Source organism: Flavicella sp. (assembly GCF_029238425.1).
Lineage (GTDB): Bacteria > Bacteroidota > Bacteroidia > Flavobacteriales > Flavobacteriaceae > Flavicella.
Genome location: NZ_JAQWGB010000058.1, coordinates 1 through 15,669, shown reverse-complemented (window position 1 = coordinate 15,669; position 15,669 = coordinate 1). Strand labels below are relative to the sequence as shown.

The window sequence follows — 15,669 nt, the reverse complement described above, 5'->3', positions numbered from 1 at the left end:
CAACAGTGAAAAATATAATTTTTCAGATTATAAAGCCGTAATTTTATCGGGTTCTCCTCATTCAGTAAGAGGTGAAGACGCTCCTAAAATAGACCTTTCAGAGGTAAAAGGTAAAAAACCTTTATTAGGAATTTGTTACGGGGCACAATATTTATCTCACTTTTTTGGTGGAGAAGTTGGTGCTTCTAATACAAGAGAATACGGAAGAGCCAATTTATCTTTCTTAGATCATTCAAATCCATTATTTGATGAAATCAAAGAAGGTAGTCAAGTTTGGATGAGTCATTCTGATACTATTTTACATTTACCAGAAAACTGTGAGTGTATTGCAAGTACAGATGATGTGAAAAATGCAGCTTACCATGTAAAAGGAGAGGATACCTATGCAATCCAGTTCCATCCAGAGGTATATCATACTACAGATGGATCTAAATTATTAGAAAACTTTTTAGTAAAAATTGCAGAGGTAGCTCAAGAGTGGACTTCGGCAAATTTTGTAGAAACTACCGTTAAAGAAATTCAAGACAAAGTAGGAAACGATAAAGTTGTTTTAGGATTGTCAGGTGGTGTAGATTCGACAGTTGCGGCTGTTCTTTTGAACAAAGCAATTGGGGAAAACTTATATTGTATTTTTGTAAACAACGGTCTTTTACGTAAAAATGAATTCCAAACAGTATTGAAACGATACGAAGGAATGGGACTAAATGTAAAAGGAGTTGATGCTTCAGGAAGATTCTTAAAAGAATTGGAAGGATTAGAAGATCCTGAAGAAAAACGTAAAGCGATCGGAAAAGCTTTTATTGATGTGTTTGATGAAGAATCTCACTTGATAGAAGATGTAAAGTGGTTGGCGCAAGGAACTATTTATCCTGATGTTATTGAGTCTGTTTCTGCAGACGGAGGGCCATCAGCAACGATCAAATCTCACCATAATGTTGGTGGTTTGCCAGATTTCATGAAATTGAAAATAGTAGAGCCTTTGAGAATGATTTTTAAAGATGAGGTTCGTAGAGTTGGAAAATCTATGGGGATTGATCCTGAATTATTAGGAAGACATCCTTTCCCAGGACCAGGATTAGGAATTCGTATCTTAGGTGATATTACTGCTGAAAAAGTAGCGATGTTACAAGAGGTAGATCATATTTTTATTCAAGGGTTGAAAGATCATGGATTGTATGATTCAGTTTGGCAAGCAGGAGCTATTTTACTTCCAGTTCAGTCTGTTGGAGTAATGGGGGATGAGCGTACTTATGAAAAAGCGGTTGCTTTGAGAGCGGTTTCTTCTACAGATGCAATGACTGCTGATTGGGTTGATTTACCATATAAATTTTTGCAGGAAATTTCGAACAAAATTATCAATAATGTAAAAGGTGTTAACCGAGTAGTATATGATATTAGTTCTAAACCACCAGCAACGATTGAGTGGGAATAAAACTTTAATTAAAAGTTATTTTTGAATATATTGTGATAACCATTCTGAAGAAAATTGTAAATTGTTTCTTTGGAATGGTTATTCTATATAAAAGAGATTTTACATGAGAAAATTAGTATTGTTATTAAGCCTTAGCTTATTTACTTTTTTAGCTGCCTGTGGTCAGCAAAAGAAATATATTTCTTACAAAGTACAGAAAGGTGAGAGCGTTAAAGAAATAGCAAAAAAGCACGATGTAAAGGCAAAACACATCATGAGACTGAATCCAGGTTTGAAAAAGAAACCCACTGCGGATACGGTTATTTTAATTCCAAATGTCAATTACAACGAAGAAGAGGAAAAAGCTAGAGTAGCCGCAGAAGTTGCTGCATCTCAAAATCATATTGCTCAGTCAAAAGAGACTTTGTATGGTATTTCTAAGCAATACAATGTGAGTATTGAATCTTTAAAAGAATTGAATCCAGACTTGCTGATTGATGGCTTGAAAATAGGAATGGTTTTAGAAATTCCAAAAGAAAAAATGCTTACTCCAGAGGAGTTGAGACAAAATGAATTAGATCATTGGGCAGAACATTATGTTTTACATACGGTGATCAAAGATGATACGCTTTATAGTTTGACTCGTTTTTACAATGTCTCTAAAGAAGAATTATTAGAATTAAATCCGTTATTAGTAGAAGGTTTAAAATTAGGTTCAATTCTTAAAATCAAAGAAAAAATTTCTGAAGAGAGATTGAAAGAATTAGATGCTTTGGTGTTCAAAGATTCTGTGGCAACTCAAGATACTATCAATGTTGCAATGTTATTGCCTTTTAAGTTTACAAAAAACGACACCCTTTCTAAAGAGCAGTTGTTTACCACTCGAAATAACTTGGTTTCTATCATTACCGATTTTTATTTAGGTGCGGATATAGCAATTGATTCTATTAAAAAGCAAGGAGTTCATGTAGATCTTAAAGTATACGATTCTGAGAATAATAGAGATACGATTAAAGGTTTTATTAAAAGTGATAAATTTAAAAATACAGACGTTTTGTTTGGTCCTGTCTTTAATCATCAAGTAAATTATGTAGCTGCAGAATTGAAAGATATACCTGTTGTGTTTCCTTTTTATTCTAGCAAGCAAAAGACTTTTGTCAAAGATAATATTGTTAAAACCGTAACAAGTAGAGATGTTTTAAAAGATAAGGTATTGTCCTATTTTACTGAAATATATACGAATGAAAAAATTCTTGTTGTTGGAGATGAAAAATTAGCTTCAAGAAAGGAATTCAAAGAAATTCAAAAATTTTTAAAAGAAAATCATGATTCTGTAAAAGAGGTGAATTTCTTACAGCCTGAAAATGGTTACATAAGCAAAGAAAGATTTGTTGAGAAAGTAGATACTTTAGGAGTTAACTGGGTGATCTTAACAACAAATAATAAAGTGGTAACGGCAGATGTTATCAATAATTTAAAATCTATACCCAATGATGCGGAGGTGAGATTATTTGCATTTGAAAAGGCAGGTAATTTTGATAAAGTTGATAATAATATGTTAGCGGCTTTAGATTTTGTTTATGCTAGCTCAGGTGTTTTGGTAGATTCCTTGCCAGGAGTTTCTGATTTTTATGCACAATACCTAAGAAAGAATAAAGGGTACCCAAGCGAATATGCTTCAAAAGGTTTTGATGTTGTGTATGATGTTTTGATGAGAATGGCCTCTAATGATTCTCTCAGTCTAAGAACTAGTTTTGAAAAGGGTGCCTCTAAACGTGTTCGTAGCACGTTTGATTATCATCAAAAGGCTTATGGAGAACCGGCTTATAATACTGCAGTTTACTTAAGGAAGTACAAAAAAGATTTATCTATAGAGTTATTGTATTTAAAACCAAAAACAGAGGAAATTCCTATGGAAGATCAAGAAAATATTCCTCTGATAGAAAACGACTCCATCATTTCTACTGAGGAGAAGAAGGCAGCTGTAAAAATAGTTGCCAAGGAGTAATTCTTATCGATTGAATTCTAAATTATTTTGTAAGATAGGTGCTAAAAGTTTTAAATTCTTTTTAGTGCCTATTTTTTTTAGGGTATTCAAATGATTCATATTATGCGTATCAGAACCAGCAAAATCAATCATTCCTTCTTTAAGCAATCTTTCGGCTGCTTTTTGTACGGACTTACCATAGTGTCCTGTTAGTGATAATAGATTCAACTGAAACCTGCATCCTGCATCTTTTAGTTTTTGGTACAATTCAAAATCTTGATGATAGAACATATAACGTTCTGGATGTGCCATGATCGGTTTATATCCTGCTAGCTGAATATCAAATAACATTTCATATAAGTTTACAGGAGCTTGCAAAAAAGACATTTCTACCAATAATGAATCTTCTTTTAAAGTCAGTAAATCTCTAGATTTAAGAAGTTCACAAAATTCTTCATCTAGCATGTATTCTGCAGCAGCGTCAAACTTTATGTATGACATGTCTCTTTTTTCTAATTCTTCTAAAACTAAATCTAGTTTGTCAAGTATCGTATCACTGCTATTTTTCCAAACATTTCCAAGGACGTGTGGTGTGGTAATGAAATTTTGAATTCCATAACTATCCATTGTAGAAATCATTTCAATCGTATTTTCCATAGATTTAGACCCATCATCAATACCAGGTAAAAGGTGTGAATGAATATCTACAAAGTCCATTGGAAACACTTCTGTAATGGGAGTTTCTTTTTTGAATAGGTTTAGCACAATTCTTGGTTTAAAAAAATTAAGACCACAAATTTAGCAAATATTATCAGAAGTTACCTAGGAAACTGATGGTTTCGTTTGATCTTTAAAAGTTTACCGTAAAATTCCATATTTGACCAATGGTTTTACCGTTTTTAGAATCAATTGCTTCAACTTTCCATGAATAGTTGGTGTTGTTTTCTAAAGATACCTCTAAAAATGTATCACTGATTCCTGTCGCAACCTCTTCAAATGATTCATTCTTCCCACTGAAAACATTATATGTCAATGCATCATTGTCTATATCAGCACAATTCCAGGTTAAAGAAATCGTGTTCGAGTTTACAGTCGACTTCATGCTAGGAGAAATTAATTCTGGCATAAATGGAAGATGATTTTCAAGAGGAATATTTTCTGTGTAAAGATTCCATATGTCAGAAAATTCACTTGTATCCCCTTTGCTATCGGTTGCTTGAACCCTCCAATAATAAGCTGTTTCTTTTTCCAATTGCAATAATTTGCTAGTTCCCTGTACTGTTCCACTTTTAACCACGTTGTTAAACATATTGTCTGTAGCAACCTCATAATAATAGTTAATTGCGTCACCTTCGGCATCGGTAGAAGCCGCCCATTCAAAAGTCAACTCGCTTGAAATACATAATAAATTATTTGTAGGGTTGAGTAGACTTGGTGTTGTTGGTGCTTCGTTAAGTTCTGTTGTTTCTGCTGCACCATTATCTGAACCACAAGAAGCAAAAAACAAAATGCTTATAAATAATAAAATATTTTTCATGGTCTTATTGTTTTAAAATTTTAATAGTATTTGTTGAAACACCTTCGGTGCGTATGAAATAAAACCCATTTTCAAGTTGGCTTATATCAATACTAAGGCTACCATTTATGATCTGTTCTTCTTTTTGATCAATGGTTTTTCCTGTAGTGTCCAAGATTGAAATCTTAATTGAACTTGAGATGTTGTTTTCAAAAGATAAAATTAATTTGTCTTTTGCAGGATTAGGATACGCAGTAACTTCGGTTTGAAGTGTAATTAGTTCCTCAAATTTCCCCTCACAATCTGTTGCAGTTTCAATAGAGATTGCATCACCCGCATGGGTTTCAATATTGAAATTAAGATCGTTCGTTTCTTTAACTTTTGTATTGTTTATATAGACGGTGTATGGAGCTGTTCCTTCTGTTATGTTGATGTTTGTAATAACAGATTGTCCTTCAGTTTTATTTGTGGTTTTGGCGGCAACAGTAGTTGCAACATCTACGGTAAACTCATAACATTGCTCAAAAGAGGCATCTTCTTCGGTGTAAATACAAAACTCGTACGTGCCTGGAGCAAGATCTTCAATACTTAAAGAAGTTCTGAAATCATATATTTGTTCATTCAAATGCAATGAGAATTTTGAATTTCTTATGGAGTTTATACTAAGAGTTCCGTTGGATTCCCCTGGACAAGTTTCACTTGTGGATTTTACACTAAAGTTGGCTTTGTCAACCGTAAATAAAGCACATCCATTTTCGTCAACGGTAGCACCTTCTATGGTGTTAGGGCACAGGTCATCAAGGTCATTTACGCCATCATTGTCGCTATCGTCATTTTGCGTTCCTCCTCTAGGGTCATAAATTTTTTCAGAAGTATAAATTCTATACTCACCAGGTTCAAGATGTAAAGATTGTTGAGTTTCTGAAATATTCAATTCCTCACCACTAAAGTATTCAAACCAAGTTCCGGTTTTTGTAAAGTTGATAGCCATCGTTTCATCCACAATATCAAAATTACCTAAGATGATCACATCCATGGAAGCATCTCTAAGGGTTATGGATTTTTGTAACTTAGAAGTATTCAAAGAAAAATCTTCTGTATTGAAAACATCGTGTTTGTTTTTCAGGGCAATCAGTGTGCTCCAAGTATCATAAATATGTTTTCTGTTTGCATTATTTAGATATTCCCATAAAACAGGTTTTTTGCCAGTTCTACCATTTTGATCAATGCTTATTTCATAGCCTAATTCACCAAATTGCCATATCATTTTTGGACCAGGGATTGTGAATAAAAATGCTCCAGCCAGCTCTTGTCTTTCTAAGGCAGTATTTAAATTTTTGACAGAATAGTTTTCATCTTGTTTTCCGTATTCCAGGTTTTTATACATCATGCGCTCCTCATCATGACTTTCCATATAGCCCAATACTGTAGGTGTGTTCCAACCACGTTTTTGATAAGAAATCCAATCAATATTATCGCCATATCCCATGGTGTTTTCTGTATAACTATGGTTTAGGTTTCCCCATAATAAAATTCCATAGTCTGCTAGTTCTTTTTCTTCAGAGTTTTCAGCTAAGTGTTCAAAAATCACATAAGGTTTGTCATTGGGAGCAAAGTCCCAAACGTGATCCGTGTATTCTTTTAAAATTGCAATTCTTTCTGCATCATACGCACTAGCCCAATTGTTTTCACCTTCGTAAATGGTGTTAGAAAATCCTTTGGTAAAGTCAAATCGAAATCCATCTACTTTGTACTCTTCCATCCAGTAATCCAAAACATCTTTGAAAAAATCTTTTGTATAGGTACTAGTGTGGTCAAAGTCATATCCCCAATGTGCAGCGGTATTGTCTACTAAATTATGATTTTCGTTGTACCAAGGACTGTTAGAAGCTGGTTTGTTAGTTGCACTGTCCCAGTACATATGCAATAAAGGAGATTGGCTGAAAGAATGATTGAAGACAACATCCGCCAAAACGGCAATTCCTCTTGAGTGGCAAGCATCTACAAAATTTTTGAAATCATTTTTTGTTCCGTAAGCTTTGTCAAGTGCCATGTAAAAAGAAGGGTTGTATCCCCAACTATCGTTGCCTTCAAATTCATTTACAGGCATAAGTTCTATAGCGTTTACACCCAAAGATTCTAAATAATCTAGATGAAGTAAAGCTTCCTGATACGTACTTTTTTTTGTGAAATCTCGAATCAACATTTCATAAATAACCAATTCACTTTGGTCAGGTCTATTGAAATTTGTTTCGTTCCAACTATAAGTCGATTCATTTATAGTAAATGTAGAGACATTCCCAGCAGTTACATCTGTAGGGTAGGATTTTAAATTAGGGTAGGTGTCGTTTGTTATATAAGAATCGTCTGTAGGTGTTAAAATCTTTTCAGAATACGGATCTGCAATTTTGATTTCATAATCTACTAAATATTGGTATGCATATTCTGTATCTGGATCCAAGTTCGTAAGTGTAATCCAAAAATACGCACCGTCTTTATGCATCAAGTAGTCCTCGTCAATTTCCCAATCATTAAATTCTCCTAATAAAATCACATCGGATTTTTCAGGTGCTAAAAGAACAAATGTTACTTCGTTATTATTTATGGTGATTCCACTTTTTTCGTTATTCGGTCGAGGGGTGTTTTGGGTAGTTGTTTTTACAAATACAGAAATACTTGTTTCTTTGGTCTCATTTTCATTGCTAGCTATCGCTTTAATGGTATGATTCCCCGTACTTGTAAAAAGATATGATTTACTTATTGTGGTTGCACTTGATACTGTTTCGATAGAAATATCATCAACTAAAATTTGTAAGTCTGCGGCGGTAGTTGATTCCGCAGTAAGGGTTATGTTTTGATTTTGATCAAAAGTACTTTGATCTGCAGGTGAAGTAATTGCAATATTTAAAGTATTGTCGAATATATCGATAAATAAATCAGGTCCATTTTTAAGGTTGCCATCAGAAGATCTGATTACTATGGATAATTCACTAATAGTTTTGCTCTTGTCGACACCGTAAAAACTATGTATGTCTGGTGTGATCGTTAAAGTATATAAGTTTGTGTTTTCACTATCTCTTGTGAATTCAGGCTGTAAAGTGTTATTTCCCCAGGCTCCAATTACATTTTGCCATTTTTCGTTATCAACCGTTACACCTGTATGAGCATACACTTTTCCTGTATATCCTGCTAAAGGGGTTTCACTTGCATCAAAATTAAGAGTAATTTCTTTATTGGTGGCAGGAATTGCAGGATTGGTTGTAACCTGAGCAAAAAGCCCTGTATATGTTAATAATAGAAATGTAATTAGTTTGTTCATGAGTTGATATTTAAACAAAAGGCTGTTAAAAACAGCCTTTTGAATTAATTAGAGTATTGAAAAACTATTCGTTAGATAAGCTTATAGTTTTAGCAATCGTATTTACTGTTATTGTATAGGCTCCTGGTGTACCGATAAATTTGAAGTTTTTATCACCGTCATCTGCATTTTCTAAATTAGTATCTATTGTAAACTCCGCATCTTGGTAGTAAGGGTAATTTCTCCCAGATCCCCAATCTCCATTTTTAGTAAAGAATCTAAATGCATCAACAGCAAAAGTTGTTGTAGCTTCAAAATGGCCATGTTTAATCCAGGTCATTTCAACAGGAGTAGTCCATCCCCAACCGGCTTCTGGAACAGCAGCTCCAACCATAAATAATTGAGGTAAGTCCGTAGCTTCCATTGTGATTGTTAAAGTGTTAAAATCTACACTTATTTTATAATATCCAGTAGTACCAATGAATCTAAAGTTACTATCTCCGTCTCCTGCATTTTCAAACAAGGCATCAACTGATCCTCCACTGAAATATGGGTAATTGTAAGAAGTTGCTCCCCAGTCTGGTGCATCAAAAAATCTAAAGCTATTTCCACTTGTGAATTCAGCAATAGTTTCAAAGGTTTTAGAACCTGTTGCTGCTACTTCAACCGCTTTAGCAGTGTCCCATCCCATCAATGCATCTCCAATCATGAATATTGGGTCAGAGCTTTTTGCATATGCAGTGATTTCAATTACGATAGGTGCAGATTCAGTTACAAGTGATCCTGATGTTGCTATTACTTTGAACTGAATATTCAAAGGAGTTCCAGCATCAAATCCATTGTTGATTAATAGTTTATTCAACTCTTCAACCATGAAAGTTTTTTCTTCAGTGTTTACTGAAGCAGCAACTATTAAAGAGCTAAAGTCACCATTTTCAGTGTCCATTAAAACTTGATAATTGGGAGTCGCTGTTGGTACACCATAGTCTGGTTTGTTCCATGTAATAGAAAGTGCATCGTCTTGAGAGTTTTCTTCTAAAAGAATAACAGAATTGTCAGAAGAAACTGCTGTAATTGTAGTTTTTTCAGGATCTGTATCTATCATTATGCGGTCGTCTGTACTTGAACAACTACCTAGAATTAAGGGTAGGGCAAGCCAGTATATATACTTATATATTTTATTTTTCATAATAAAAAAGGTTGTTAATTAGTAATTTGGGTTTTGTGTTAATTTCGGGTTGACAGCAATAACATTCGCCGGAATTGGGTAGATTTTTCTGTAACTATCTACCGCAGTACCATCTGGTACGTCTCCTTTGAAAGGCCATAAATAATCTCCAGTGGTAAATCTACCATAACGGATCAAATCTGTTCTTCTTAAACCTTCCCAATACAATTCACGTGATCTTTCGTCTAGTACAAAATCAAGGGTCACTTGTCCAGAAGTTACATCTCCAGAATTGTCTCCATAACCTCTTGCTCTTAATTCATTGATGTAATTTGTTGCATCTCCGATAGAGCCACCAGCACCACCTCTTAAAACTGCTTCAGCATAATTCAAATAAACTTCAGCCAATCTTATGATAGGAGTGTCCATGTCTACTTGATCCCCGTTAGGGTCGCTACCTGCGTTTCCGTCTTTATCAACATTTTTAAATTTACTTACTGCATAGCCATCTTCAAAAGTGTTTGAAATTGTTGTGATCTCATAGTTTTGAGCATCTGTATGGAACATAGCTCTTTTGTCATTCCATCCAATTGGTTCACCATCTCCGTTAGTTGCATTTGCTTCAAATTTTGATACCAAAGCTTTGGTAGTTCTAAGTCCAGCCCATCCACCGTTCACTCCAAAAAGTGTTGGATCCATAGTTCCTCCAATAGAAGCGTGTACTAAATAGGTAGTTCCACCCCAAGTTTGAGATTCAATACCATCAAAGCTAATTGTGAAAATGAATTCATTCTGTGCTCCATTAACATCACTATCAGCTAAGAATAAATCATCATATGCAGTTCCGTTTCCGTTTACATCATTTGTGTGGATAGAGTATCCTCCATTGAAAACTTTGTTAGAATAGGTAATACATTCTGTGTATTTTGCTTGTCCTATTAAAGTTTCTGCGTTCAAATATAATCTAGATAAAAGAGCTTGGGCAGCAGTTGCATCAACTCTACCATATTCGTTTCCTCTACTTGTTTTTAGTAAGCTTTCGATGGCTAATAATTCCGATTCAACAAAATTGAAAATAGCATCTCTATCACTTTGTTCTGGCAATTCTGTTTGAATTTCGGTTACCAAAGGTACGTTTGCGAACATATCCATAAGATTGTAATAAGCATAAGCTCTTAAGAATCTTGCTTCTGCTATAAAACTTTTTACTTCATCGTCAGCTGCTAAAGCTTCTGCATTTTTAATGAATGAATTTGCAAAAGAAACGGACTGTGCTAATCGGTAATACATACCTTCAACAAATCCATTACTTGAGGTCCAACTCATAGCATGTAAATCTGGCAATCCTGGGTTTCCCCATCCATTTACCGCATGGTCTGTTGTCAATTCTTGAAAGTTGTGCAACATTCTAGTGAATTGAGAAGAACCTTCATCAATACCATCAATATCTGGGTTTCCATCAGGACCTTTTTGTCCAGTTAAAGCAAAGGCACCGTATACTTTCGCCAAGGCTTTCTTCGCTTCTGCAGGGTTTGCAAAAACATCAATTTCTGTAAAACTATCTGGATCGATCGGTGTTTGATTAAGATCATCAAGACATGAAATAAGTAGCGTAGAAACAAATACACTAAGTATTGTAAATTTTATATATTTTATCATAATAGCTTAGTTTTGATTAAAAGTTAGCATTTAAACCTAACAAGAATGTTCTTGGTCTTGGGTAAAAATTGTTGTCAATTCCTCCTTGGATTTCCGGGTCTAATCCATCGTAATCTGTAATGATTAATACATTTTGTACTGAACCATAAAAGCGTAATCCAAGTTTTTCAAAAGATTGAAATTTAGGAAGCGTATACCCTAATGTAATATTATCAACTTTAAAGAAAGAAGCGTCCGTTACATAGTAGTCACTTAGTAGATTAGTGTCTGTGATAAATTGGAATCCAGAATTTAAATAATCAGAGCTTAAGTTGCTTAAGATGTCATTCTCAGTTGCTCTTGCTTCGTAGGACATTGCTGATGCCGTATTGTTATATGCATAGTTTCCAATACTTGCACGAGTAATGATATTTAAATCCCAGTTTTTATAATTCAAGTCTGTATTGAATCCCATTGTAACATCGGCATTTGGATCTTTATAGAAATAACGATCTAAATCTGTGATATTTCCATCTCCATTTCTATCCACATATACTCCTTCAATAGGTTTGTTGTTTTCATCATAAACTTGTTGGTATACATAATAAGAGAATGCAGGTTGTCCTTTTTCATGTCTTTGAACGGTATTACCTGTTCCTCCAGAAATCCCTCCTACGTTTTGAACGTCAGGCATTCTTGTGATTTCGTTGGAGTTATATGCAACGTTAAATCCTATTGTCCATTTGAAATTTTCATTTCTAATTGGTACAGCATTGATTACAAACTCAATACCTTTGTTCTCCATGTCACCTATATTGGCATCAATTTTATTACCAAAATTCGTAAATGGGTCAACTGTAGATGGAGCAATTAAATCTTTGGTGATTTTATTATAAACATCTAATGAACCATAAATTTTACCATTTAGAATACTGTAGTCAATACCTGCATTGAATGTACTACCAACTTCCCATCTTAAGTTTTCATTGATTGGTTCTGGTCTATAAGTCTGGTAAAATGAATCTCCAAACTGATAAGAAGCACCATTTGTACTTTTAGAATAACGTGTAAGGAATTGGTAATCTCCTAATCCATTTACGTTACCCACTTGTCCATATCCTAAACGAACTTTTAAATTGTCAACAACTTTAGATTCACTTAAAAACTCTTCATTAGTAACATTCCAAGCCAATGCAGCAGAAGGGAAGTAGCCCCATCTGTCATTAGGATTTAATTTAGAAGAAGCATCTGCTCTTAAAGTTGCAGTAAGTAAATATCTGTCTTTGTAGTTGTAGTTTGCTCTACCGAAAAATGATACCAATACATTTTGACTTTTATTGATTTCCGTTAAAGAAGTATTTTGAGTTTCATCCACAAAATATGCATCAGCTACAGATAGATCATCGAAAGAAAATTTCTGGTAAGAATATCCTCCCATAACCCCAAAAGAGTTGTCGTCGTTGATGTCTTTGTTGTAGTTTAAGTAAAAGTCAACTAAGTTGTTTGTTGCTTTGTTTGTGTACGTGTCTTTAGTTCCATTAAAATCAGAACTAGAAGCAGGCATAGAAGGGTCAACAATTGCATTACCTTTTCCTTCAGATGCATCAATACCTACATTTAAAACAGCTGATAATTCAGGTAAAAAGTGCATTTTGTAGTCTAACTTTGCATTTGCAATAAGTCTATTAACATCTGAATTATCATCTTTAAGATTGATCAAAGCCAAAGGGTTGGTAGGTGCTAAATTATATTTATTCCCTGTAGAAGGATTGATCCATGTTGAATATCCTGCGTATTTTGAGTTTTCATCATAAACAGCTTGTGTAGGGTCGTAACCTACAGCAGCTCCAATGGCATCTCTATTTCCAAAGTTGTTTTTAATAAAAGAAGCATTTGCATTAACTTGTACTTTTAGGTGGTCATCAAAGAATTTTGGCGTAAGTGTTAACTTAGCTGTTGTTCTTTTCATGTTATCTGTTTTTAGTACACCATTTGCATCTGTATACCCTGCAGAAAAACGGTAAGGAACAGCTTTTAAACTTCCTGATACACTAACGTTGTTTTCTGTGCTAATGGCCTCTTGGTAAATTTCTTCTTGCCAATCCGTATTTGCAGAACCTAATCTAGCTTTAGCTGCTGGTGATCCAATATTATTCACCAAATCAGTAAACTGACTCGTGCTTAATACAGATACTTTGTTCATAATTTTAGAAGAAGCAATGCTAGAATTAAATGTAACTTTCGTTTCTTGATCTAAATGTCCTTTTTTAGTGGTAATCATAATTACCCCATTGGCAGCTCTCGATCCAAAAATTGCAGTTGAAGATGCGTCTTTTAAAACAGTCATACTTAAAATGTCATTTGGGTTCACGGAATTCAAGATATTTCTTGATCCACCAACTCCACCATCATTCATAGGAACTCCATCAATTACTATTAATGGGTCATTTGATAATGATAGTGATCCTGTACCACGAATTCTAATAGATTGCCCATCTCCAGGAGCACCACCATTTGTTGTTACATTTACACCGGCTACCTTTCCTTGTATTAAAGAAGGGGCTGATACTACAGGACCTTTGTTAAAGTCTTTGACTCCTGCAACCGCTACAGATCCAGTAAGATCTTTTTTACGGGCAGTTCCATATCCTACGACAACCACTTCATCCAAAGCTTGTGAGTCGTCTTCTAATGATATATTTAAATTTTGATTTGGTAAAGCTGCTTGTTCTACAGTTTTAAAACCTACATAAGAGAATACTAGAACGATATCATCGCTGCTAGAAATTATTTCAAAATTTCCGTCAAAATCAGTAGAGGTACCTGTTGAGGTTCCCTTTATGATTACGCTTACCCCCGGAAGTCCTTCTCCTGAGGCTTGCTCCACTACCGTCCCTTTGAATACATTTTGTGCAAATGCACCAAAGCTCATTAGGCAGAGAATTCCAATTGATAATAAATGTTTTTTATTCATACAGATTGATTCTTTAATTAACGTTTAATTTGGTTTAGATTTTAACAATACTTTCACTCTTCACACTTCGAAACTATAATTAAATGGTTGTAATAAAAAAATCGAAAACCCACGAAAACGTTTTCGTGTTAATAACTTTTGTTACTCTAACGTTGTAGTGAACTGGATTTTAAATTACGCTTTTATTAAAATTAGGTTATTTTTTTGTTAAAATCATAAAATCAGCTAATTTTAATTGTATTGTAAGCAAATGTTAATAATAGGATTGGGTTTTTGAGTATCCTGCAGTTGAAGGTGAAAGATCAAAGCCAGATAAACCACCTATTTAGTTTTAAATAACTTATTTTTGTTTTGCAAAGAATGAGAACCACATAAACTACTGGAATCTAAATGAAACCAAAAATTACTCTTAAAGCCATTGCCAAGGAATTTGGTGTCTCTATATCAACTGTTTCAAAATCCTTAAAAAATAGTAACGAAATTAGTCTGGAAATGCGTGAGCGTATTCAAGCATTTGCCAATTACTATAATTATAGACCCAACAGTTTTGCTTTGAAATTAAGAAATCAAAAGACACTGGTTTTAGGTGTGGTGATTCCTGAAATAACACATCACTTTTTTTCTAAGGTAATTAGTGGGGTAGAACAGGCCGCAAATAAAAGAGGTTATAACGTAATGGTTTGTCTGTCTAATGAGTCTTATCAGAAAGAGGTAATGAATTTAGCAATGTTGGCAAATGGAAGTGTAGATGGACTTCTGGTATCTATTGCAAATGAAACTCAAAGCAAAGGTGATTTTAAACATTTTCAAGAACTTATTGATGAAGGTATTCCTTTTGTTCTTGTGGATAGAGTGGAAGATAAAATTCCTTGTGATAAGGTTGTTATTGATGATGTCAAAGGAGGCTACAACGCGACAAAACATCTTATTGAAAATGGATGTAAACGAATAGCGATGTTAACCACCCCGGATTATGTAAATGTTGCGTATCAAAGAAAAGAAGGTTATGAAAAAGCTTTAAAGGAATTTGATTTGCCTATGGATGAATCATTGATCTTTCGTGTGGATAAATCTAAAGATATACAGGGGCAAATTACTTCTTTTGTGAATCAGAAAGATTATCCAGATGCCATATTTGCTGTGAATGAAATTTATGCAGCAACCGCATTAAAAGCAATACAAAAACGTGGACTAAATGTACCTGATGATATTGCAGTGATTGGATTTACTGATGGTTTGATTTCGCACTACGCAACTCCTGCAATTACGACCATGGAACAGCATGGTTTTACGATGGGAGTAGAAGGGGCTAATTTGTTAATAAACCGATTGGAATCGGAAAAACAAAATCCTTTTGAAACCAAAGTGATCCCCACAACCTTGACAGTTAGGGAGTCTACAAATAGAAATAAAAAGTAATTTTTTGAGTTTTTTTTAATAAAAAAAAGAGCAATTAAACATAGAGTTTTACTAGAGAAAGAAAGCTAATTGCTGCATTTAAAACGAAAAGAAAAATAATTTACATTAAGTTTTATTTGGATATTAAAAATATTTAATTTTATCTTTGTAATCGAACATAGCGTTCATTTTTATCAATATTTCACTCTTCACACATTAAAATATAGATAAAGACGCTACTGTCCTTACTATATTTATATCACAAAATTTCACGTTTTC

At 34.0% G+C, this 15,669-nt stretch carries 9 protein-coding genes; 3 read left to right on the top strand and 6 right to left on the bottom strand.

Annotated elements, in window-relative coordinates:
- Together guaA and P8H68_RS04000 are read left to right on the top strand one after the other, a co-directional pair.
- Positions 1–1,432, top strand: a 1,432-nt coding sequence (gene guaA / locus P8H68_RS04005; RefSeq protein WP_300321930.1) for a glutamine-hydrolyzing GMP synthase, incomplete at its 5' end; no start/stop codon positions are given.
- Between the two features lie 103 nt (positions 1,433–1,535).
- The gene (locus P8H68_RS04000; protein WP_300321926.1) at positions 1,536–3,419 is read left to right on the top strand and encodes a LysM peptidoglycan-binding domain-containing protein; all 1,884 of its coding nucleotides are present in this window, start codon (positions 1,536–1,538) and stop codon (positions 3,417–3,419) included.
- A 3-nt stretch (positions 3,420–3,422) separates the two neighbouring features.
- Here the strand turns inward: P8H68_RS04000 and P8H68_RS03995 are convergent, their stop codons facing one another.
- The 6 genes from P8H68_RS03995 to P8H68_RS03970 form a co-directional block, all read right to left on the bottom strand.
- A complete protein-coding gene (locus P8H68_RS03995) occupies positions 3,423–4,163 on the bottom strand; it encodes a CpsB/CapC family capsule biosynthesis tyrosine phosphatase (RefSeq protein WP_300321923.1) in 741 nt (246 codons plus the stop codon).
- Positions 4,164–4,248: 85 nt separating this feature from the next.
- A complete protein-coding gene (locus P8H68_RS03990) occupies positions 4,249–4,935 on the bottom strand; it encodes a hypothetical protein (protein WP_300321921.1) in 687 nt (228 codons plus the stop codon).
- A 4-nt stretch (positions 4,936–4,939) separates the two neighbouring features.
- Entirely contained in the window at positions 4,940–8,233 is a 3,294-nt protein-coding gene (locus P8H68_RS03985; RefSeq protein WP_300321917.1) for an alpha-amylase family glycosyl hydrolase, read from the bottom strand.
- Positions 8,234–8,297: 64 nt separating this feature from the next.
- Complete coding sequence (locus P8H68_RS03980) at positions 8,298–9,401, bottom strand: SusE domain-containing protein (protein WP_300321913.1); 1,104 nt, start codon at positions 9,399–9,401, stop codon at positions 8,298–8,300.
- A gap of 18 nt (positions 9,402–9,419) precedes the next feature.
- Positions 9,420–11,039, bottom strand: a complete 1,620-nt coding sequence (locus P8H68_RS03975) for a RagB/SusD family nutrient uptake outer membrane protein (RefSeq protein WP_300321910.1) — start codon at positions 11,037–11,039, stop codon at positions 9,420–9,422.
- A gap of 16 nt (positions 11,040–11,055) precedes the next feature.
- Positions 11,056–13,992, bottom strand: coding sequence for a TonB-dependent receptor (locus P8H68_RS03970; RefSeq protein ID WP_300321907.1), 2,937 nt, complete (start codon positions 13,990–13,992; stop codon positions 11,056–11,058).
- 390 nt (positions 13,993–14,382) lie between these two features.
- On the opposite strand from P8H68_RS03970, the gene P8H68_RS03965 reads away from it, so the two are divergent.
- Positions 14,383–15,411 carry a LacI family DNA-binding transcriptional regulator gene (locus tag P8H68_RS03965; RefSeq protein WP_300321904.1) on the top strand — a complete coding sequence of 343 codons (1,029 nt, stop codon included), beginning with the start codon at positions 14,383–14,385 and terminating at the stop codon, positions 15,409–15,411.
- Positions 15,412–15,669 lie beyond the last annotated feature (258 nt).